Raw genomic sequence first — 20,368 nt, forward strand, 5'->3', positions numbered from 1 at the left:
GTCCTCCCCACTACCCTGTTACTGCTTAACGGTTGCTCAGGCGGATGCCGATATTGCGGGTCTGGACATAGCTGTAGATCGCTTCCTGTCCTTTCTCGCGGCCGAAGCCCGACAACCCCACCCCGCCGAAGGGCGTTTCGATGCCGCCGGCGAACCATTCGTTGATGAACACCTGGCCGCCGCGCAGCCGGTTGGCCAGCCGCAGGGTCTGGCTCAGGCCCTCGCCGAACACCCCGGCTACCAGGCCGAAATCGGTGCCGTTGGCCAGGGCCACCGCCTCGTCTTCGTCGTCGAAGGGCATCAGTACCAGCACCGGGCCGAACACTTCCTCCCGGGCGATGGTCATGTCGGGCGTCGCCTCGATCACGGTGGGCGCCACGAAGTAGCCGGACAAATCCGGGGCCGTGCCGCCGGTAAGCACGCGGGCGCCTTCGGCCCGGGCCTGCTCGACCATCGCCAGCACCCGCTGTTGCTGATCCGCCGACACCACCGGGGTCAGATCCGGGTTGCCCTCGCCCTGGCCGATGCTCAGGCCCTCGGCCAGGGCCACCACCGCCGCCTTGACTTCGTCGTAGCGGCTGCGGTGCACCAGCAGCCGCGACATGGCCGAGCACACCTGGCCGGCGTTGAAGAAGATGCCGACTTTCACGCTGGCCAGCAGGGTGTCGAGATCCAGGTCCGCCAGGGCGATGGCGGCGGACTTGCCGCCCAGCTCCATCACCGAGGGGGTGGCCCGCTCGGCCGAGTCCCGCAGGATGCGCTGGCCGGTGGGCACCGAGCCGGTGAACACTATTTGGTTGGTGTCCTGGTGTTTGACCAGGTGGCTGCCCACCTCGGAGCCCTTGCCGCACAGCAGGTTGACCGCCCCCTGGGGGAAACCGGCCTGCTCGACGGCCCTGACCAGCAGGGTCATGGCCAGCGGCGAGATTTCCGGCGACTTGATCACCACCGCATTGCCGGCGGCCAGGGCCGGGGCCAGGGAGCGGGCGCAGATGGACACCGGGAAGTTCCAGGGCACGATCTGCACCGACACGCCGAAGGGCACGTACTGGGTGAAATCCACGTAGTCCTTGCCGAGCGGCACCGAGATGCCTTCTATCTTGTCGGCCATGCCGGCGTAATATTCGAAGTAGCGGGCCGCCTCGAGAAACTCGTCGCGGGCGTCGTTCAGGCTCTTGCCGTTTTCCCGGCAGGCCACCAGGGCGCCGTCGTCGGCGATGGCGCGGATGGCCTCGGCCGCCTTCAGCAGCCAGCCGGTGCGAATGGCCGGGCGCACCTCGGTCAGGGCGCCGCTGTCCACGCAGCGGCGGGCGGCGGCCATGGCCAGATCCGCATCCTCGATGCCGGCCTGGGCGATGGTGGCGTAAGGCTCGCCGGTGCCCGGGTTCATCACCGTGAGTCGGCGGGAAGCATCCCGCCACTGGCCATCGATATAGTTCAGGTAATGTTGCATGTTCAGCCCTCCAACGCGGCCTTGGTCTGGGTGGCCAGCCATTTCTGGAAGTAGTGGGTCGGCAGATCCATCTCGGGCGAGAACACGCCGCCGCCGAAGCCGGGGGAATGGCGGCCCTTCTGCATGCCTTCCACCGCGCCGATGTCTTCACCGAACACCACCCGCCAGGACTCCAGGGTGGCGGTACGGCAGCCGGCGTATTCGTCCTTCAGCGACTCGTCGCCTATGTAATAGAGGCGCAGGTTCTCCACGGTTTTTTCCGCATGGATGGGGTCGATCATCATGGCGAAGGCGTGGTCGGCCTGGATGCCCAGCAGCACGTTGGGGAACAGGGCCACGTATTCCGCGTGGCGCAGCTTGTCGGCGGGCCAGCTGGGGAACTTGGGCAGGTGGGTGCCGGCGGTGTCCGACAGGTTGTATTTGTAGCTGCCCTGCCCCGCGAAACGCTCCTCGAACATGATGTTGTAGTGATCTTCCAGCTTGGAATAGGTGTTCAGGGCCGGGTGCACCCAGGGCAGATGGTAGGCTTCGCAGTAGTTTTCCACGGTCAGTTTCCAGTTGCTCTGCACCTCGATTTCCAGGTGGCCGCCCATGTTGACCCGGCGCAGCAGGCTCAGGCCCTCGTCGCCCCAGAACGGCTGCCAGCGCTCGACCAGGGGCGCGATGTGCTCCTCGAAGGAGGCGGCGTCGCCGGACAGGTTGACGAACACCATGTCCATCCACACCGCGGAGCACAGGGCTTTAAGGCCGTGTTTTTCGCACTTGAAGCGCTCGTCCTTGTGCTGGCCGGTGCCGCCGATATGGGGGGTGCCCTTGAGGTTGCCGTCCAGATCGTAGGTCCAGGAATGGTAGGGGCAACGGATCATGCCCTGCACCTCGCCCGCCTCATGCACCAGCTGCATGCCCCGGTGGCTGCACACGTTGTGGAACACCTGCACTTCGCCCTGGCGGTTGCGCATCATCAGCAGCGGCAGATTCATAAAGCTCACCGGCTTGACGTAGCCGTTTTTCAGCAGGTCGGAGGCGAAACCGATGCAGGCCCAGGTTTTGCCGATTACTTGATCTCGCTCAAAGGCGAAATATTCCTGGCTGGTATAACAGGCATTCGGCATGCCGTTGGCTTCGACGATCGGGTTCAGTACGCTTTCCACCTGCTGTACCGGAATAAGGGTTTGGCTGACGTTGCTCATGCTGTTCTCTCCACAATGGTGCAGTGCTTCCTGCGCTGTTTGTTGTCATTGGCACCCTGGGGTACCGATGGGGGAGAGTGTCGTTAACATGGCGGCAACAAACAAACGACTTTTTGGCCGGGTATGGATGAGCTTTTGTCATCCATCCATGGCCCTGCCCTTCCTGCCCGGAAAAATGTCCGCGGCAGCGGTTATCCATGACCAAAACTCACCGATGGATGAGAATAAATCGATTGAGCGGAACCCCGCCTCCCCCTAACCTCCCCACCATGTTAACAACTGGTTAACTGACAACGAGTAACGCAGAGGGAGGAGTTATGCGTGCGACATCCGGGATCCTGAAGGGACTGAACCCGACCGTGACCATTGCATCCAAGGTGCTGGTGATCGGTTTCGTGTTGTTCTGTGCCATTCTGGCCAACCAGGCCGGGCAATATTTCGAAACCGTTTCCGGCGTTCTGCTGCAGAACATGAAGTGGTTTTATCTGGGGCTGGTCACCCTGGTGGTCGGCTTTTTGCTGTATCTGATGATCAGCCGTTACGGCCATATCCGCCTGGGCAAGGACGATGAAAAGCCCGAGTTCAGCTACCTGTCGTGGGTGGCCATGCTGTTTTCGGGCGGCATGGGCATCGGCCTTATCTTCTGGTCGGTGGCCGAGCCCATGTGGCATTACGCCGACAATCCCTTTACCGCGGGCTTAAGCAATGAGTCCGCCAGCACCGCCATGCAACTGGCCTTCTTCCACTGGGGTCTGCATCCCTGGTCGGTGTTTATCATCGTCGCCCTGGCGCTGGCCTATTTTTCCTACCGCAAGAACCTGCCCTTTACCCTGAGATCCATCCTCTATCCGCTGATCGGCAACCGCATCTACGGACCCATCGGCCACGCGGTGGACATCCTCACCGTGGCCATCACCGCCTTCGGCATTTCCCAGACGCTGGGGATGGGCGTCATCCAGATCAACTCCGGCCTGAACCAGGTGTTCGGAGTGGGCATCGGCCTCGGGGTGCAACTGTTGATCATAGTAGTGCTGTGCACCTGCGCCGTGGCCTCGGTGCTGTCGGGCGTGGGCCGGGGTATCCGCCGGCTGTCCGAGTGGAACATGCTGCTGTCGCTGCTGCTGGTAATGATAGTGCTCTACGTCGGCCCCACCCGCTACATGCTCAACACCCTGCTGGAAAGCACCGGCAGCTATGCCCAGAACATCGTCGGCATGAGCCTGTGGAGCGATGCCCAGCATGATTCCGGCTGGCAGAACTGGTGGACCGCCTACTACTGGCCCTGGTGGATGACCTGGGCGCCCTTCGTCGGCATGTTCGTGGCCCGCATCTCCAAGGGGCGCACCATCCGCGAGCTGATCGGCGGCGCCCTGATCGTGCCCACCCTGATCACCTTCCTGTGGATGTCGGTGTTCGGCGGTGCCGCGCTCAAGGTGGAGCAGGATGCGCGCACCGCCTACGAGCAACAGGCGGTGGTGCTGGCCGAGGCCGGCGAGCCGGCCCAGGAGCCCTTCGCCGGCGGCCCCATACTGGCGGCCACCAAGGCCGATACCACCCGGGCGCTGTTCACCCTGTTCGACAACCTGGACGCCGGCGCCCTGGGCAAGCTGTTGAGCGTGCTGGCCTGCGTGCTGCTCGGTACCTATTTCATCACCTCGGCCGACTCCGGCACCCTGGTGCTCTGCACCCTGGACGCCGCCGGTGCCAGCGAGCCGCCGACCATGATAAGGGTGCTGTGGGGGGTGATCATCGCCGCCATTGCCGCCGTGCTGCTGTACGCCGGCGGGCTCAAGGCGATGCAGACCGCCTCCATCATCGCCGGCTTTCCCATTGCCATCTTTATCGCGGTGATGAGCCTGACCCTGTTCCACAGCATCCGCCGCGAGCCCAAGCCCTGGGCCATGCTGCCGGATCATGTGCGCCCCGAGCCCGCCCGGCTGGACGGCCCGGTGCCGGAGCAGGCGCCGGAAGAACCATGGCAGGCCGAGCCCCAGTTCGGCAAGTGAGCAAAAAAACGCCGGGAAGTTTCCCGGCGTCTTTCACTGTCGGCAAACCTTCAGATTACGCTTTGGTCACTCCCGCATTATCCCGTCACTCCCGAAGGCGGGAGTCCATGCATATCGGCAAGTCAGGCGCCGTTGTCTGGGCAGGTGCTCCTGGTCCTGGCTTTCCGCCTTCGCGGAAATGACGACGTTGGGGTTACTCCCGCGTCCTATCCCGTCACTCCCGCGAAGGCGGGAGTCCATGCATGTCGGCAAGTCAGGCGCCGTTGTCTGGGTAGGTGCTCCTGGCCCTGGCTTTCCGCCTTCGCGGAAATGACGGCTGTTCAACAACGGTGGTGAAGGAGTACCTCTGTCGAAAAATAGATGATGGACGTTGTTATCAACACGAAACGCCGGGCACTGTCCCGGCGTTTTGCTGTATTCACCTTGCCCTCAGGCCAGGCCCTTTTCCCCCACCTGCCCCGGCAACTGCTCCAGCAGCCAGCTGCGGAACAGCTTGACGCTGGCCGGCACCAGGCCCCGCCCCTGCGGCTCCAGCATGGAGAAACTGGCCTGGGTACGCAGTACCGTGTCCACCGGCCGTACCAGGGCCCCGCTTTGCAGGTAGTCGTCCACCAGCGAGCCCCAGGCCAGGGCGATGCCCTGGCCGTTGATCGCCGCCTGCAGCAGCATGGGGTAGTTGTTGATGTTGACCCTGTTGCGCGGCGCCGTCACCGGCAAGCCCACCGACTCGAACCATTCCGGCCAGTTGAGCCAGTCCCGCTGGGACTCATCCAGATAGAGCAGGGTCTTGCCGAAGATCTCCTCCGGGCTGTGGCATTCACCCAACCGCGCCAGGTAGTCCGGGCTGCACACCGGGAACACCTCCTCCGGGAACAGGGGGGTGACCTTCATCTCCGCCGGCGGCACCCGGCAGTAGAACAGGGCGAGATCGCAGTCGAGCCGGCGCAGATCCACGATGTTGTCGGTCGCCAGTATGCGCAGGTCTATTTCTTCGTGCTGTTGTTGAAAGGAGGCGACCTTGGGCAGCAACCAGAGCGCCGCCATGGCGTTGGTGGTGGCCACGGTCACCTGCTGCTCCCCCTGCCACTTCTTGATTTCGCCGGTGGCCTGGGCCACATCCAGCAGGGCGCGGTAAACGGTCTGGTAATACTGCAACCCGGTCGGCGTCAGGGTAATGCTGCGGCTGGCCCGCACGAACAGCGCCTTGCCGAGGTAGTCCTCCAACTGGCGGATCTGGCGGCTGATCGCCCCCTGGGTCACGTTCAGTTCGCTGGCGGCGAGGGTAAAACTCAGATGGCGCGCCGCCGCCTCGAACACGATCAGGCTGTTCATGGGCGGCAGCGGTTTAAGCTTCATGGTCATCCTGGATACAGTCCGGTAACAGTCCGTTTTCGCTTACTTTACCATTTAAACCCGCTGTTCGCTGCTCCGCCGCCGCGCTGGCGAGGAAGCGCAAAACCTCAGCCCTCCACTTCGCCGAATGTTTTGCGCCAGGCCCGGGGGCTGACCTGGTAGCGTTGCCGGAAGTGCTGACGGAACGAGGTCGCGGTATAAAAACCCACCATTTCCGCGACTTTCTCCACCGGCAGGGCGCGGTTTTCCAGCAAACGGTTGATATGGGCATCCTGGGTGGAAAGGGCGACGGGCTGTTCGATGAACTGGGCCTGCCCGCCCTCGCGACATTACAGCAAAAGATCCAGCCGCTCCCGCCATATCTCCTGCACAAAGGGGTCGGCCACCGAGTACACCCCATGGCCGGTGCGCATTACCAGGTTTTCCGCCACCATCACGTTGAGCACGGGCTGGATTTCCTCCACCTTTACCTCCCTACCCAACTGGCTGGCATAGCAGGCGGCGGCATCGGCCGAAAACAGGACCTCACCCCCACCGCCCTCAGGCCGTCGCCATGGCCTGGGGGTAGCGCCGGGGATCGAAGCGCAGGCAGATCAGCATCACCACGCCGACCAGCACCAGGTGCAACGCCCAGCCGCCGGCGAAGCTGCCGCTCGCCTCCCGCACCAGCGACACCGCCAGGGGCCCCATGGCCGCGATCAGGAAACCGCCGCCCTGCATCAGGGCGGTGAGCACGCCCGCCTGTTGTGCTGCGGGCAGGTGATCGAGGGCGGTCACCAGCGACAGGGAGAAGTTGCCGCCGAGCCCCATGCCGCACACCGCGGCCCACAGCAGCGGGCACTGGCCGGGCCAGAACAGCAGGCCGGCGTAGCCGGTGGCCTGCAGCAGCAGGGTCAGCCACAGCCAGGGGCGCCGGTCCCGCCCCCGCGCCAGCAGGGTGATGCCCACCGCGAACAGGGCCTGGGCCAGGGCCATCACCGCCACCAGGCCGGCGCTGTCGGCGGCGCTCCAGCCCTGCTGCTGGTAGTAGGGCGCCAGCCAGGTGACCATGGTCGAGTAGCCGGCATTGACCAGTCCGAAGCAGAGCATCAGCTGCCAGGTGCGCGGCCGCGCCAGCAGGCGCCGGGCCAGGCCCGGCTCGGGCGGGCGGCTCTGCCGCTCCGACAGGGTCCGCCAGGCGCAGGCCAGGGCGATGAGCGCCGGCAACGCCAGCCAGGCCAGGGCCGCGCGCCAGTCGTGGCCGCCGCCGGCCAGCAGCGGGGTGAGCTGGGCGCCGATGGCGCCGCCGCCCATGATCATGGCCGAATACAGGCCGGTAACCATGGCCACCCGGCCGGGAAAATACTGCTTGATGATGCCGGGAAAGGCGGACTGGACGAAGGCCACCCCCAGCCCGCACAGCAGGGCGGTCAGGATCAGGGCCGTGCCGTCGGGCACCAACAGCCGGAGCCCCGAGCCCAGCATCAGCAGCAGCAACGCCGTGAGCATGCCCCGGCGGGTGCCCCAGCGGGCCTGAAGCCGCGGCGAGGCAAAGGCGCCCACCCCCATCAGCAGGGTGGGCAGCAGGGTCAGCATCGCCATGCCCACGTAGCCCAGGCCGGTGTCGGCCCGGATCAGTTCGATAATGGGCCCGGGCCCGGTAAGAAAGGGCCGCAGGTTCAGGCCAATCAACACCACCAGAAGCAGCATGGCCCCCTGCTCCACCGGCCTGTTTGCTGTCGTCATCGCATCGTCTCTCGGGAATGGAAAAATACCGGGCACCGCCGGGGAAAAGCTCAGCGGGCGCCGGCCCGTTCCAGGATAAGCACCATGGCGGCGTATCCGCGCTGGCGGGCATGGCGCAGCGGGCTGATGCCGTCGGCGTCGGCAATGTTCGGATCCGCCCCGGCCTCCACCAGCAGTCGCACTATCTCGGTGTGTTCGGCCCCGCCCCGGCCGAGCACTATGGCCTCCATCAGTGCCGTCCAATGCAGGCGATTGATGTGATCCAGGTCCACCCCGGCGTCGATCAGCAGGCGCACCGTGTCCACATGGCCGCGCTCGGCCGCCGGGATCAGGGCGGTGCCGCCGTAGCGGTTGAGGCTGGCGAGGTCGGCCCCATGGGCCAGGGTCAGCCGGAGGATCTCGTTGTGGCCCCGGGCGCCGGCATAGAGGTAGGGGCTGTCTGAAATATTGTCCTTGGCATTCACGTCCGCCCCGGCTTCAATCAACACCCGGGCCGCCGCCACCTGGTTGTGGTGGGTGGCAATCAGCAGCGGAGTACGGCCTTGCCGGTCCCGCGCCTCCATGTCCGCGCCCTGCGCCAGCAACGCCGCCACCTCCCGGGCATCGCCCCCGGCGGCGGCCGTGCGCAGCCGGGCTTCCAGCTCACCGCCGGCGGCCTGGCCCGCCCACGACATCAGCAGCGCCAGCAGCCAGGCGCCATAAATGGATAAACGGCTCAGCAACATCTTCTCTCCTCACGCTGTGGCCCTAGGGCGCATGGAAACCGCACGGCAGGCTTGTCACCGCCGCTTCGGACATGGTAGAAGTCGGACTCACTATTTAAAAATTAAATATTTGAATGGGTATCAGTGCAAAACCAAATAGGCCTCTGTTCGACCTGGATCTGCTGCGGGTGATGGTCACCGTGGCCGACAGCGGCAGTTTTACCGCCGCCGCGGCCCGGCTGCATTCCACCCAGTCCACCATCAGCCAGAAGATACGCCGGCTGGAAGAAATGGCCGGGCACCGGCTGCTGGAGCGGGGCAACCGGGAGATAGGCCCCACCGACGCGGGCACGGCGCTGCTGGGCTATGCCCGGCGCATGCTGGCGCTGAACGACGGGCTGCTGGAAACCCTGGCCGGCCCGGAGCTGGCACTTACCCTTCGCCTGGGGGTGCCGGAGGACTTTGTCACCCCGCGGATGACCGCCACCCTGGCCGCCTTCAGCCGCCACTACCCTCAGGTGAAACTGGAGGTGACCAGCGGCCTGAGCCGGGACCTGGCCACCGGCTACGATCACGGCGAGCTGGACCTGATCCTTGTCAAGCAGCGGCGCCACAGCCGGGCCGGGGTGGCCTGCCGCCCCGAGCCGCTGCTGTGGCTGGACAGCGCCAGCAACCCGGCCTGGCAGCAGGAGCCGCTGCCGCTGGTGGCCTTTCCGCCCCGGGGCCTGTACCGGGACGACATGATCGCCGCCGTCGAGCAGGCGGGCCGGCGCTGGCGCATCAGCTTCACCTGCTCCAGCCTGAGCGGCATCCAGGGCGCGGTGGCCGACGGCCTGGGCGTCACCCTGCTGCCGGCCCGGGCCCGGACCCCGGCGCACCGGGTGCTGGCCGAAGAGGACGGCTTTGCCACCGTGGACACCATGGAAGTGGTGATACTGCACAGGCCCACCGCCGATCCCCTGGTCCAGGCGCTGGCCCAACAGCTGGCCGTCCTGCTGGACGACGCCGGCTGACCTGGTAAACCGGCCAGCTTGCATGGAGGCTGGCCGCGGTTTACCGAATCATGCGGGAAAAACGCCCCGTTCAGCGCCGTTCGCCGGCCGGCGTGGCCGGCACCGGTGCCAGCCGCCGCCATTGGCGCCACAGCAGCCAGCCGGCGAACAGCGACAGGCAGACGTTGGACAGGGGCAGCGCCAGCCAGACTCCATCCAGCCCCAGCCAGAGCGGCAGCAGCGCCAGAAAGGGCAACTGGATCAACATGTTACCCAGGGTGATCAGGGTCGCCTTGCGGCCCAGGCCGAGGGACTGGAACCAGCAGGCCGCCAGCACCAGGAAGCCGTCCAGGAACAGGGCCCACAGGTGCAGCCGGATGGCCCTGGTGGTGGCCGCCAGCAGCGCCGGATCTTCCCCCATAAAAGCCGAGGCGAACCAGGCCGGTGCCGCCATCATGGCCAGCACCAGCAGCACACCGCCCCCCACCCCGATCAGGCAGGCCAGGCGCAGGGTCTGGCGCACCCGCGACGGCTGGCCGGCGCCCTGGTAGTAGCTCACCAGGGGCTGCATGCCCCCCGCGACCCCCTCCGCCGCCAGGTAATAAAAGGCCATCAGGTAGCCGGCAATGCCGTAGGCCGCCACCTGCACCGCCTGGCCGTGCTTGAGCAGCAGCAGGTTGTGCAGCACCACCGCCAGGCTGAGGTACAGGTACATCAGCATGCTGGAAAAGCCGGTGCCCAGCAGCACGGCGCCCGCCCTGGGCCGCCACCGCCAGGCCCGGCGGTCCAGCGGCGCCCGGCTGCGGCGGCTCAGCACCAACCACAGGCATACAACCGCCACCAGCGCCTGGCTCAGCAGGGTGGCCAGGGCGGCGCCGGTCAGGCCCCACTGCAGCCAGGCGATGAACACCGCGTCCAGCAGTATGTTGCCGACGGCGCCCAGCAGCAGCGCCAGGGTCGCCAGCCGGGGCGCCCCCAGGTTGCGCACCAGAAAGGGCAGCGCCACGCCGGCCATCACCAGGGGCGTGGCCGGTGCCATCAGATCCAGGTAGGCCTGGGCATGGGCCGCCGCCGCGCCCTCGGCCCCCTGCCAGGCCAGAAAAGAGGGGCTCAAGCGGGTTAGCACCAGCGCCAGCGGTACCCCCAGCAGCGGCAGCAGCCACAACCCCTGGGCTACGAACAGGGCCGCCCGGCCGCGCTTGCCGCCGCCCTGGGCCAGGGACGCCTGGGCCCCGGTGCCGATGCCGATCATCATGCCGGCAGCCAGCATGATGCCCACCCAGGGCCAGGCCAGGTTGATGCCGGCCAGGCCGTCGGCGCCGATAAAGTGGCCGACGAAGATGCCGTCGACCACCTGATAGGTGCCGCTGACCAGCAGCGCGGCCAGGGACGGCAGGGTGTAATGCCAGAAGGCGCGCTGGAGCGGCGCCGATGCCAGGTTCATGGTGTCAGTCCTGTTTGCGGGGGGAGAGATCCGGCACGGGCAGCGGCCCCTGGGGCAACACCAGGGCGCGGCAGGCCTTGGCCAGCAGCCGTTCGAGCTGTTCGAGTTCTGCCGGGCTCAGCTCGCGGCTCATGGCCGCCGCCGTTTCCCGGTAGACGCTGGTTTCTTCCTTTTGCAGGTAGAGCGACTTGGCGGTGGGCAGCAGGCGGCTGGCCCGGGCGTCTTCGGGGCAGGCCTCGCGCCGCAGGTAACCCTGGCGCTCCAGCTTGCGCGCCATGGTGCTGGCCGAGGCCTTGCTCACCTGCATCAGCGCCGCCAGCTCGGTCAGTCGCAGGCCCTGGCCCTGGGCCGACATCAGCCCATAAAGGTACTCCAGCTCGCTGTTGGTCAGCTCCATGCTGCCGCTCTGGCGCGAATGCTCGCGCCAGCGGTGCCAGATAAACCACTCCAGTTGTTTCAGGCTGTCGGTCAGCGCCATGGCATCCTCTCCGAAATAATTTTAGTTAGTCTAACTAACTAAAAAAGGAGGTGCAATCCATGCCCAAATCATGACCTGTCCGGAACCCATATATTGTCGGCTGCCTGAGCCTTTCCCGTGCCGACCTCCCGCCTGTTTTTCCCGATCAGCCGCAAAAAATTTCGCTAAAACCGGCGCGCCCCATTTACAAAATAAGAATTATTTGTAATATCGCTTGCCATTCTAATAACAGAGAAAACACCATGCAACGCAGCCCCCTTCTGACCAAGGCGTTCACCGCCGCCGCGGCCCTCTGGTCGCTGGCCTTGTCCGCCGAAACCATCACCGTCACCGACATCGCCAACCGCCAGGTGGAGGTCGAGGTGCCGGTACAACGCATCATCCTGGGCGAAGGCCGCCAGGTTTACCTCACCGCCGTGCTCGACCGGGACAACCCCTTCCAGCGCATCGTCGGCTGGCGGGACGATTTCGCCAGCGCCGATCCGGACAACCATGCCGCCTACCTGGAAAAATTCCCCGAAATGGCGAAGATCCCCGCCTTCGGCGGCTTCAAGGACGGCACCTTCGACGTGGAGCAGGCGGTGTCGCTCAAGCCCGATGTCATCATCATGAACATCGAGTCCAAGCAGGCCACCGAGGACGCCAAGTACATCGAGAAGCTGGCCGCCGCCGGCATCCCCCTGGTGTACGTGGATTTTCGTGAGCACCCCTTCACCCACACCGAGCCCAGCCTGCGCCTGTACGGCCAGCTGTTCGGCGAGGAGGAAAAGGCCGAGGAATTCATCGCCTGGCGCGCCGCCGAAATCGCCAGGGTGACCGAGGTGCTCGAACAGCATCAACCCACTCGGCCCCAGGTGTTCATCGACCGGGCCGGCGGCTACTCGGAAGAGTGCTGCATGAGCTTCGGCGATGACAACTTCGGCAAGTTCGTGACCCTGGCCGGCGGCGAGAACATCGCCAAGGACATCATTCCCGCCACCTTCGGCAACCTCAACCCGGAGCAGATCATCGCCTCCAACCCCGACCACGTCATCGTCACCGGCGGCATGTGGGAAGCCTATGTGCCCGGCGGCGGCTGGGTGGGCGTGGGCCCGGGCCAGGACCGGGCCGAGGCCCGGCGCAAGCTCGAGGCGCTGACCCATCGCCCGGCCATGACCGGCATCGCGGCGGTACAGAACAAGCAGATGCACGCCATCTGGCACCAGTTCTACAACAGCCCCTACCAGTTCGTGGGCATCCAGCAGATGGCCAAGTGGCTGCACCCCGAGCTGTTCGCCGAACTCGACCCGGAGGCCACCTTCAAGGAGCTGCATGAGCGCTTCCTGCCCGTCGACTACCGTCCCGGCTATTGGGTGTCGCTGACCGATGCAGAGTAACGCCATGACCCCGGCCGCCGGCAGCGGCCGTTACAAGGCCATCGTCTGGCGGCGGCAATTGCTCCTGCTGGGGCTGGCCGCCGCGCTGCTGCTCAGCCTGTGCGCCGACCTGGCCCTGGGCCCGGCCCGCTACGAGCTGAGTGAGGTAGTGCGGGCGCTGTTCCTGCCCGACTCGGTGCCGCTGCAGGTGCGGGTGGTGCTGTGGGAAATCCGCATGCCGATCGCACTGATGGCGGTGGTGGTGGGCGCGGCGCTGGCGGTGGCCGGCGCCCAGATGCAGACCATCCTCAACAACCCGCTGGCCAGCCCCTTCACCCTGGGCATTTCCGCCGCCGCCAGCTTCGGCGCGGCCCTGGCCCTGGCCTTCGGGGTGGCCTTTATCCCGGCGGCCATCGCCTGGATGGTGCCGCTCAACGCCTTCGTCATGGCCATGCTGGCGGCCCTGCTCATCCACCTGCTCAGTACCCGGCGCGGCATGACGGTCAACAGCATAGTGCTGCTCGGCATCGCCCTGGTGTTCACCTTCAACGCCCTGCTGGCACTGGTGCAGTTTTTCGCCTCGACCGAGGCCCTGTCGGCGGTGGTGTTCTGGACCATGGGCAGCCTCAGCAAGGCCACCTGGCCCAAGCTGGCCATCACCACCCTGGCGCTGGTGCTGGTGCTGCCGGTGTTCGTCCGCCGCGCCTGGGCCCTGACCGCCCTGCGCCTGGGCGAAGACAAGGCGGCGAGCTTCGGCGTCAGGGTCGGCCGGCTGCGGCTGGAAACCCTGCTGCTGGTGAGCCTGCTGGCGGCCATTCCGGTGTCCTTCGTGGGCACCATCGGCTTTATCGGCCTGGTCGGCCCCCATATCGCGCGCATGATCATCGGCGAGGATCAGCGCTTCTTCCTGCCGGCCTCGGCCCTGGCCGGGGCGCTGATCCTCTCGGTCAGCTCGGTGGTGAGCAAGTCGCTGATCAGCGGCACCATCTTCCCCATCGGCGTGGTGACTTCGCTTATCGGCATTCCCTTCTTCGTTTCCCTTATCCTGTCCCAGACGAGGCGCTCATGGTAAGCATCCGGCTCGAGGCACTCGGTGCCCGCTACGGCAAACAGCTGCTGCTGCAGGGCATTTCCACCCCCACCTTCCAGGCGGGCGAGGTGGTGGCCATCATCGGCCCCAACGCCGCCGGCAAGTCCACCCTGTTCAAGCGCATCAGCGGCCTGATCGACGGCCCCGGCCGGGTGCACGTGGAGGGCCTGCGGCCGGAAGGCGGCGGCATCAGCTACATGCCACAAGACAGCGCCGCCAGCGCCGCGCTCAGCGTGTACGAGTCGGTGCTGCTGGCCTGCAAGCAGGGCGGCGGCTGGCGCGTAAGCGAGGCGGAGCTGGCCCGCATCGACCAGACCCTGGCGGCGCTGGGTATTTCCGCCCTCGCCTTTCGCCACCTCGGCGAGCTCTCGGGCGGCCAGCGCCAGCTGGTCAGCCTGGCCCAGGTGCTGGTGCGCGAGCCGGACATCGTGCTGATGGACGAGCCCACCTCGGCGCTGGATCTGTCGCGCCAGGTGGAGGTGCTCGGCCACATGAAAGACCTGGCGCGGGAAAAGGGCATGCTGGTGCTGGTGACGCTGCACGATCTCAACCATGTGCTGCGCTTTTGCGATCAGGCGCTGGTGATCGCCGGCGGCCGCCAGGTGGCCTGCGGCCCCACCGCCGAGATCGTCACCCCGGCGCTGCTGCGCGACACCTACCAGGTGGAGGCGCGGGTGGAGTCCTGCTCCCGCGGCTTCGGCCATGTGATCGTGGACGATATCGCCAGCCAGGGCCGCACCTTCGCCCTGGCGGCCGGTTAGGGCACGTTGCACCGGGCTGTCGGAGGGTGTGTTGTAGGGTCCACTTCAGTGGACCGCCCGACCACGGCGCCGCGGTTCGGTCGAATAAATTCGACCCTACGACGGACGGCGGTTTGGCCGCAGGGTCCACTTCGGTGGACCGCCCGACCACGGCGCCGCGGTTCGGTCGAATAAATTCGACCCTACGACGGACGGCGGTTTGGCCGCGCGCCGCTTGTTTTTAACTGATCGGTGCCCGAGGGGCACCGCACGGACCATAACGTGACCACGACCCACTACCGCCAGAGCTGGCGGATGCTGAGCCCGGCGGCCCGCCTGCTGGTGTGCAACGGCCTCTTCTTCAACCTCGCCTTCTACATGACCCTGCCCTACCTGGCCTTTCACCTGGGCGGCACCCTGGGCCTGACCGGCTGGGCCAGCGGCCTGGTGATGGGCATGCGGGTATTCAGCCAGCAGGGCCTGTTCCTGCTGGGCGGCGCCCTGGGCGACCGGCTGGGCTACCGGCCCGCCATCGTGCTGGGCTGCCTGGTCCGCAGCCTGGGTTTTGCCCTGCTCGGCTGGGCCGGGGATCTGCCGTTGCTGCTGCTGGCCGCCTTTCTCACCGGCTTTGCCGGCGCCCTCTTCACCCCCTGCGCCCAGGCTTACCTGGCGTCTGAATGCCTGGACGGCCGCCAGCGCCAGCAGGCCTTTGCCCTGCACAACCTGGCCAGCCAGCTCGGGCTGCTGCTGGGCCCCCTGGCCGGCATGCTGCTCACCGACATCGACTTTATGGTGACCGGCCTGGTGTCCGGCGGCATCTTTCTGCTGCTGACCGCCCTGCAGTGGCGGCTGCTGCCCCCCAGCCCCCGTCATGTGCGGGAGCGGCCGCCCGCCTGGGGCGAACAATGGAAGGACTTGATCGGTAACGGGCCCTTCCTGCGCTTTACCCTGCTGGCCGCCGCCTACCAGTTGCTGTTCCACCAGCTGTACCTGGCCGTGCCCGCCTACATCAACAGCCAGCAGCAGGCCACCGGGCTGCTCGGCGGCGTGTTCACCCTCACCGCCATCATCGGCGTGCTGCTGCAGTTGCCCGCCAGCCAGCTGGTGCAGCGCCGCCTGGGCGTGGCCCGGGGCATGGGACTGGGCCTGGGGCTGATGGGAGCCAGCTACCTGGCCCTGCCCTGGCTGCAGCCCTGGCCGGTGGCCGCCAGCCTGACGCAGGCGGCCTGCCTGTCGCTGGGCTCCATCCTCTGCTTCCCGCTCTTTGCCGCCCACCTGCCCCACTACGCCGGCAACCGGGCGCTGGGCGGCTATTACGGCTTTTACGCAAGCCTGGGCGGCTGCGTGGCCCTGCTCGGCAACGTGCTGATCGGCGCCCTGCTGGGCGAGGCGGCGGCGACCCCGCCCGCCGCCATCTGGTACGGCCTGGCGCTGTGCGGCCTGGTCGCGGGCTGGGCCCTGTACCGGCAGCTGCGCAAGGAAGAAGACATGAACAAAAACGGGGAGTCACCCGAAACTGAAACTCTGCCCGGCTCAGCCGGCCGAGGATGACACCCTCACCATACCCAAGCAGAAAAGGAACATTACGATGGACGAAACACACATAGTGATATTTATCCTGGGCCTGGCCTCAGGGGCGGTGGCCCTGGGCATCGCCATGTCGATGCTGATGGCCGCGAAGCATTACGATGAAACGGCGCACGGGCGGGAAAACCGCCCCGGGGAGCCCTGACAGCCCCGTATTGTGCGGTGGCAGGCGGCGCTATCAACACCGATGTGGATGGCGTTATTTATTGCTCAAAAATATCAAATGATAATCAATTTCATTTTATCTTTTGCGTCATCACACCGATAATTTGCCGACGTCCATTCTGCATAGACAAATAAAATGATGATGTCGTCAAGGCCGCCTTGCCCGTCACCTGCTACCGGTTTCATTATGCCGGACACGGATCCGAACAGGCGTCCGCGTGTTCTTATCGTGGGTGGCTACGGCCATGTGGGCAGACGGATAGCCCGCCGGAGGCCTCCGTTTTTCGCCCCCGCGAATAAATTGGCCTGCACTTTGGCGCTGGCTTTCATTGCCGAAGTTATTGACAATAACCGTCATTAACATTGGGAATGTCGAGCGTTCAGGATGAAGAACCTGCCCACGGATTTATTGCGCACCTTTGTCACCATCAACCAGTTGGGGGGCTTTACCCAGGCGGGGGAAGTGCTGGGCCGCTCCCAGCCGGCGGTGAGTCTGCAGGTGAAACGGCTGGAGGAGCTGCTGGGCGTGAAGCTGTTCGACCGCAGCCAGGGCCTGCAGCTCACCGAGGAAGGGCAGATGCTGATGAGCTGTGCCCGCAAGATGCTGGAGCTGAACGACGCCCTCGTCTCCCGCCTGGGCACGCCCAAGGTGAGCGGCTCGGTGCGGCTGGGCATTCCCAACGACTTCGAGGTGTCCTTCCTCGCCACCACCCTGGGGCGTTTTTCCCAGTCCTATCCCAATGTGACCCTGGACGTGAGCAGCGACATCAGCGCCAACCTGCTGCACGACTACAAGAAGGGCGCCTACGATCTGGTGATGGCCATCGAGGAAAGCAACCAGCCCCATCCGCGCCTGACCGACTTTATCCTCGACCCCCTGGTGTGGGTGCGCAGCAGCAACCTGATGCTGGAGCCGGGGGCGCCGCTGCCGCTGATCCTCTACCCCAAGGGCTGTTTGTACCGCAAGTCGATCATCGACGCCCTCACCCAGGCCAACCTGCCCTGGCGCATCGTGTACAGCACCTCCAGCCTGCTCGGTATCCAGGCCGCCATCAAGGCGGGGCTGGGCATCAGCGTGCTGGCCAAGAGCACGGTGCCGGACGATCTGGAACATTCCCCCGAATATGCCCCCTGCCCGGTTCTGGGCAGCGTGTCGGTGGGCTTTTGCTACAACGGCAACGAGCTGAACGCCGCCAGCCGCATGCTGCTGGATTACCTCAAAAATGCCCTGCACCGGTTGTAGCGGGCCAGCGAAGGCGGGCATCCAGGGCAAGGGGCTGCCGTCAACATTGTCCCCGAATAACGCCGGATCATTACATCCGCCTCGGGTTTCGCTACAATACGTCTCTTTTTTTGCGGTGGCCCGGTCCGGGTCGGCCGACTTCCCCTACCCCGGAGCAGTGACTTGGCGCAACAATCCCCACATTTCAACGATTTTGGACTGGACTCCCGTCTTCTAAAGGCCCTGGGCCACTTAGGCCTGGACACTCCCACCGAGATCCAGGAAAACGCCATTCCTGTGGTGCTGGCCGGCCATGATCTGATGGCCTCGTCCCAAACCGGCTCCGGCAAGACCCTGGCCTTTCTGCTGCCGGCCCTGCACCGGTTGTTGAAAACAAAGGCGCTGAGCAAGCGGGATCCGCGCGCCCTGATCCTGGCCCCCACCCGGGAGCTGGCCAGGCAGGTGTTCAGCCAGCTGCGTTCGCTCACCAGCGGCAGCGGGCTCAACATCGCCCTGTTGCTGGGCGGAGAAAACTTCAACGATCAGCTCAAGGCGCTGCGCAAGTCGCCGGACGTGATCGTGGCCACCCCGGGCCGGCTGGCCAACCACCTGGAGGCCCGTTCGCTGCTGCTGAACGGCCTCGAGCTGCTGATCCTGGATGAGGCCGACCGCATGCTGGATCTGGGCTTCGCCCCCCAGCTGGAGCAGATCCACCAGGCCGCCGACCACCGCCGCCGCCAGACCCTGATGTTTTCCGCCACCCTGGATCACGCCGAGGCGAACGACATGGCCGCCCTCCTGCTCAAGGCGCCCAAGCGGGTGGCCGTGGGCGCCGCCAATGCCGAACACCAGGATATTGAACAGCGTTTCATGCTGTGCGACCACCTGGACCACAAGCAGGCGCTGCTGATGCACCTGCTCGGCCATGAAGACTACCAGCAGGCCATCGTCTTCACCGCCACCCGCGCCGACACCGAGCGGCTGGCAACCCTGCTGCAGGAGCAGGGACAGGCCGCCGCCGCCCTGCACGGCGACATGAGCCAGGCCGAGCGCAACCGCATGATGGAAAGCTTCAGCCGCGGCCAGCAGCGGCTGCTGATCACCACCGATCTGGCCTCGCGCGGGCTGGACCTGCTGCAGGTGTCGCTGGTGGTGAACTTCGACCTGCCCCGGCAGGCGGAGGAATACGTGCACCGCATCGGCCGCACCGGCCGCGCCGGTGCCCGCGGCATGGCGGTATCGCTGGTGGGCCCCAAAGACTGGGACGCCTTCAAACGAATTGAGCGCTTTCTGCAGCAGGACATCGCCTTTGCCAGCATCGAGGGGCTGGAAGGCAAGTTCAAAGGCATCAGGCCCAAGGCGGCCAAGCCCCTCATTAAGGCCGGGCCCAAGCCAGCCGCCAAGGGCAAGCCCGAGCGCACGCCGGTGCAAAAGCCCGCCAAGCCGGCGCACAGCCGGGCCGACCGCTTCACCGGCCCGGGCCTGGGCTCCGACGACGGCATGGCCCCCATGCGGCGCAAAAAGCCCAGCGGCGAATAAGCGCGGGAGTCCCCATGGACTCCCGCCTTCGCGGGAGTGACGAGATAAAACACGGGAGTGACGCGATAAAACACGGGAGTGACGCCTCCCCTGTAATCCCCGCGCCTCCCCGTCATCCCCGCGCCTCCCCGTCATCCCCGCGAAGGCGGGGATCCAGGGCAAAGGGCACCGGCCCGAACCACGGCGCCGGGTCTGCAGACACTCCCGGGCTCCCGCCGTCAGGCCAGTTGCGGTTGCCAGAAGGCCCGCCATTCGTCCGGGCGGCCATAGCACCGGCTCAGGCCAACGGCCTGCCGCTGCCCTTCCCTTTCCATCAGCAGCGACGGAAAACCGCCCAGGCCGAACTGTTGCATCAGTTGACGGGTGCGCCGCACCGCGGTTTCCACCTCCTCGCCCGCCTGGTCCATGGCATCGCCGCCAACCCCGATCCGTCGCTTATCGGCAAGCCCATCGGCCGCTGCGGTCAGCCGCTTTGCGGCCACAGGATGGCCGCAAAGCATGAGGGGCTGTCAGGGGGTGTCGCCGTAGATATCATAAGGAAAATAGCGGGAAGCAATTTCCTGATGGATCCCTTTTTCCCTCAGGGTCAGGATGCCCTGGTTGAGCAGCTCGGCCAGGTCTTGATCCTGTTTGCGCACAGCGATGCCGATTCCCTTGCCAAACCAGGCCTCTTCGGTGAACACCGGCCCGGAAAAGTGAAATTCCCGGCCATCCGGCTTGTCGAGCAGGCCGCTCTGGATGCCGAGGGCACCGCCAAACACGGTGTCGACACGCCCGGCCCGCAGATCCATAAAGGCTTCATCGAAGGTGCCGTAACGCACAATATTGATACTGTTGTGTTTATCGCTCAGGTACTTGTCGCCAATGGTCGCCCTTTGCACCGCCACTTTAAGATTGGCCATGCCGGCATCGGTAAAGTCGATTTCGTTCTCTTTGTGGGTAACGAAGCGGGTGGGCACCCGGGCGTAGGGAATAGTGAACAGCACCGTCTTCTCCCGCTCGGGCGTGATGGTCATGGCCGCGATAATGGCATCGTGCTTGCGCGACAGCAGGGCCGGAATAATGCCATCCCAGTCTTGCGCCGCAATCCGGCATGTGACTTGCAGCTCTTCGCACAAGGCCCGGGCCAGATCGACCTCGAACCCTTCCAGCTCGCCATCGGTGGTGGTCCAGCTGAAGGGCGGGTAAGACCCCTCCACACTGAACTTGATCTCCTTCCATTCCCGGGCCTGTCCGGTACAGGCCAGGCTTAACAACGCAGCTCCCAACAGGGAGGATTGCCAGAATCCGTGCTTCATCCTGAATATTCCTTATAGGTACTTATC

General features: G+C 65.7%; 20 protein-coding genes. 9 read left to right on the forward strand and 11 right to left on the reverse strand.

Annotated features, from left to right (window positions below):
* Nucleotides 1-25: 25 nt before the first annotated feature.
* Nucleotides 26-1,453 carry an aldehyde dehydrogenase family protein gene (locus JKV55_RS09775; protein ID WP_202084716.1) on the reverse strand — a complete coding sequence of 476 codons (1,428 nt, stop codon included), beginning with the start codon at nucleotides 1,451-1,453 and terminating at the stop codon, nucleotides 26-28.
* A gap of 2 nt (nucleotides 1,454-1,455) precedes the next feature.
* Nucleotides 1,456-2,643 (reverse strand): aromatic ring-hydroxylating oxygenase subunit alpha, encoded by a 1,188-nt coding sequence (locus JKV55_RS09780; RefSeq protein WP_202084718.1) that lies wholly within the window; start codon nucleotides 2,641-2,643, stop codon nucleotides 1,456-1,458.
* 317 nt (nucleotides 2,644-2,960) lie between these two features.
* Between JKV55_RS09780 and JKV55_RS09785 the strand changes: the two genes are divergently transcribed.
* Nucleotides 2,961-4,649: a BCCT family transporter gene (locus JKV55_RS09785; protein WP_237332798.1), complete on the forward strand. Its 1,689-nt coding sequence runs from the start codon at nucleotides 2,961-2,963 to the stop codon at nucleotides 4,647-4,649.
* Between the two features lie 429 nt (nucleotides 4,650-5,078).
* Here JKV55_RS09785 and JKV55_RS09790 read toward each other — a convergent pair whose 3' ends face one another.
* From JKV55_RS09790 to JKV55_RS09805, 5 genes are all read right to left on the reverse strand, one after another.
* On the reverse strand, nucleotides 5,079-6,005 hold the full coding sequence (locus JKV55_RS09790; RefSeq protein WP_202084720.1) for a LysR substrate-binding domain-containing protein: 927 nt from the start codon (nucleotides 6,003-6,005) through the stop codon (nucleotides 5,079-5,081).
* A gap of 104 nt (nucleotides 6,006-6,109) precedes the next feature.
* Nucleotides 6,110-6,256, reverse strand: a complete 147-nt coding sequence (locus tag JKV55_RS19965) for a helix-turn-helix domain-containing protein (protein ID WP_255511263.1) — start codon at nucleotides 6,254-6,256, stop codon at nucleotides 6,110-6,112.
* 75 nt (nucleotides 6,257-6,331) lie between these two features.
* Complete coding sequence (locus JKV55_RS20100) at nucleotides 6,332-6,466, reverse strand: hypothetical protein (protein WP_255511264.1); 135 nt, start codon at nucleotides 6,464-6,466, stop codon at nucleotides 6,332-6,334.
* Nucleotides 6,467-6,542: 76 nt separating this feature from the next.
* Nucleotides 6,543-7,727 (reverse strand): cyanate transporter, encoded by a 1,185-nt coding sequence (locus JKV55_RS09800; protein ID WP_202084722.1) that lies wholly within the window; start codon nucleotides 7,725-7,727, stop codon nucleotides 6,543-6,545.
* A gap of 50 nt (nucleotides 7,728-7,777) precedes the next feature.
* Nucleotides 7,778-8,452 (reverse strand): ankyrin repeat domain-containing protein, encoded by a 675-nt coding sequence (locus tag JKV55_RS09805; RefSeq protein WP_202084724.1) that lies wholly within the window; start codon nucleotides 8,450-8,452, stop codon nucleotides 7,778-7,780.
* 113 nt (nucleotides 8,453-8,565) lie between these two features.
* Here JKV55_RS09805 and JKV55_RS09810 point away from each other — a divergent pair, with 113 nt between their 5' ends.
* Nucleotides 8,566-9,444 (forward strand): LysR substrate-binding domain-containing protein, encoded by an 879-nt coding sequence (locus tag JKV55_RS09810; RefSeq protein WP_202084726.1) that lies wholly within the window; start codon nucleotides 8,566-8,568, stop codon nucleotides 9,442-9,444.
* Nucleotides 9,445-9,514: 70 nt separating this feature from the next.
* On the opposite strand, the gene JKV55_RS09815 is transcribed toward JKV55_RS09810, so the two are convergent.
* Nucleotides 9,515-10,867, reverse strand: coding sequence for an MATE family efflux transporter (locus JKV55_RS09815; RefSeq protein ID WP_202084728.1), 1,353 nt, complete (start codon nucleotides 10,865-10,867; stop codon nucleotides 9,515-9,517).
* A gap of 4 nt (nucleotides 10,868-10,871) precedes the next feature.
* Nucleotides 10,872-11,345 carry a MarR family winged helix-turn-helix transcriptional regulator gene (locus JKV55_RS09820; protein ID WP_202084730.1) on the reverse strand — a complete coding sequence of 158 codons (474 nt, stop codon included), beginning with the start codon at nucleotides 11,343-11,345 and terminating at the stop codon, nucleotides 10,872-10,874.
* Between the two features lie 242 nt (nucleotides 11,346-11,587).
* On the opposite strand from JKV55_RS09820, the gene JKV55_RS09825 reads away from it, so the two are divergent.
* The 7 genes from JKV55_RS09825 to JKV55_RS09855 all read left to right on the forward strand — a co-directional run bounded on the left by JKV55_RS09825 (nucleotide 11,588) and on the right by JKV55_RS09855 (nucleotide 19,043).
* Entirely contained in the window at nucleotides 11,588-12,721 is a 1,134-nt protein-coding gene (locus JKV55_RS09825) for an ABC transporter substrate-binding protein (protein ID WP_202084731.1), read from the forward strand.
* Nucleotides 12,722-12,725: 4 nt separating this feature from the next.
* Complete coding sequence (locus tag JKV55_RS09830) at nucleotides 12,726-13,772, forward strand: FecCD family ABC transporter permease (RefSeq protein ID WP_202084733.1); 1,047 nt, start codon at nucleotides 12,726-12,728, stop codon at nucleotides 13,770-13,772.
* Nucleotides 13,766-14,551: an ABC transporter ATP-binding protein gene (locus JKV55_RS09835; protein WP_202084735.1), complete on the forward strand. Its 786-nt coding sequence runs from the start codon at nucleotides 13,766-13,768 to the stop codon at nucleotides 14,549-14,551. Before JKV55_RS09830 ends, JKV55_RS09835 begins: the two co-directional genes overlap by 7 nt.
* A gap of 261 nt (nucleotides 14,552-14,812) precedes the next feature.
* A complete protein-coding gene (locus tag JKV55_RS09840; protein WP_369409637.1) occupies nucleotides 14,813-16,081 on the forward strand; it encodes an MFS transporter in 1,269 nt (422 codons plus the stop codon).
* Between the two features lie 37 nt (nucleotides 16,082-16,118).
* A complete protein-coding gene (locus tag JKV55_RS09845; RefSeq protein ID WP_202084737.1) occupies nucleotides 16,119-16,262 on the forward strand; it encodes a hypothetical protein in 144 nt (47 codons plus the stop codon).
* 405 nt (nucleotides 16,263-16,667) lie between these two features.
* Nucleotides 16,668-17,525, forward strand: coding sequence for a LysR substrate-binding domain-containing protein (locus JKV55_RS09850; RefSeq protein ID WP_202084738.1), 858 nt, complete (start codon nucleotides 16,668-16,670; stop codon nucleotides 17,523-17,525).
* A gap of 162 nt (nucleotides 17,526-17,687) precedes the next feature.
* On the forward strand, nucleotides 17,688-19,043 hold the full coding sequence (locus JKV55_RS09855; protein ID WP_202084740.1) for a DEAD/DEAH box helicase: 1,356 nt from the start codon (nucleotides 17,688-17,690) through the stop codon (nucleotides 19,041-19,043).
* A gap of 218 nt (nucleotides 19,044-19,261) precedes the next feature.
* Here the strand turns inward: JKV55_RS09855 and JKV55_RS09860 are convergent, their stop codons facing one another.
* Nucleotides 19,262-19,450, reverse strand: coding sequence for a hypothetical protein (locus JKV55_RS09860; RefSeq protein ID WP_202084742.1), 189 nt, complete (start codon nucleotides 19,448-19,450; stop codon nucleotides 19,262-19,264).
* A gap of 102 nt (nucleotides 19,451-19,552) precedes the next feature.
* Nucleotides 19,553-20,341: a transporter substrate-binding domain-containing protein gene (locus tag JKV55_RS09865; protein WP_202084744.1), complete on the reverse strand. Its 789-nt coding sequence runs from the start codon at nucleotides 20,339-20,341 to the stop codon at nucleotides 19,553-19,555.
* Nucleotides 20,342-20,368 lie beyond the last annotated feature (27 nt).

The organism is Zobellella iuensis (genome assembly GCF_016746085.1).
GTDB classification, from domain to species: domain Bacteria; phylum Pseudomonadota; class Gammaproteobacteria; order Enterobacterales; family Aeromonadaceae; genus Oceanimonas; species Oceanimonas iuensis.

Coding starts and splice junctions, on each gene's coding strand:
- JKV55_RS09775 (WP_202084716.1), bottom strand. CDS start 1,453: ATGCAACATTACCTGAACTATATCGATGGCCAGTGGCGGGATGCTTCC.
- JKV55_RS09780 (WP_202084718.1), bottom strand. CDS start 2,643: ATGAGCAACGTCAGCCAAACCCTTATTCCGGTACAGCAGGTGGAAAGC.
- JKV55_RS09785 (WP_237332798.1), top strand. CDS start 2,961: ATGCGTGCGACATCCGGGATCCTGAAGGGACTGAACCCGACCGTGACC.
- JKV55_RS09790 (WP_202084720.1), bottom strand. CDS start 6,005: ATGAAGCTTAAACCGCTGCCGCCCATGAACAGCCTGATCGTGTTCGAG.
- JKV55_RS09800 (WP_202084722.1), bottom strand. CDS start 7,727: ATGACGACAGCAAACAGGCCGGTGGAGCAGGGGGCCATGCTGCTTCTG.
- JKV55_RS09805 (WP_202084724.1), bottom strand. CDS start 8,452: ATGTTGCTGAGCCGTTTATCCATTTATGGCGCCTGGCTGCTGGCGCTG.
- JKV55_RS09810 (WP_202084726.1), top strand. CDS start 8,566: ATGGGTATCAGTGCAAAACCAAATAGGCCTCTGTTCGACCTGGATCTG.
- JKV55_RS09815 (WP_202084728.1), bottom strand. CDS start 10,867: ATGAACCTGGCATCGGCGCCGCTCCAGCGCGCCTTCTGGCATTACACC.
- JKV55_RS09820 (WP_202084730.1), bottom strand. CDS start 11,345: ATGGCGCTGACCGACAGCCTGAAACAACTGGAGTGGTTTATCTGGCAC.
- JKV55_RS09825 (WP_202084731.1), top strand. CDS start 11,588: ATGCAACGCAGCCCCCTTCTGACCAAGGCGTTCACCGCCGCCGCGGCC.
- JKV55_RS09830 (WP_202084733.1), top strand. CDS start 12,726: ATGACCCCGGCCGCCGGCAGCGGCCGTTACAAGGCCATCGTCTGGCGG.
- JKV55_RS09835 (WP_202084735.1), top strand. CDS start 13,766: ATGGTAAGCATCCGGCTCGAGGCACTCGGTGCCCGCTACGGCAAACAG.
- JKV55_RS09845 (WP_202084737.1), top strand. CDS start 16,119: ATGGACGAAACACACATAGTGATATTTATCCTGGGCCTGGCCTCAGGG.
- JKV55_RS09850 (WP_202084738.1), top strand. CDS start 16,668: ATGAAGAACCTGCCCACGGATTTATTGCGCACCTTTGTCACCATCAAC.
- JKV55_RS09860 (WP_202084742.1), bottom strand. CDS start 19,450: ATGGACCAGGCGGGCGAGGAGGTGGAAACCGCGGTGCGGCGCACCCGT.
- JKV55_RS09865 (WP_202084744.1), bottom strand. CDS start 20,341: ATGAAGCACGGATTCTGGCAATCCTCCCTGTTGGGAGCTGCGTTGTTA.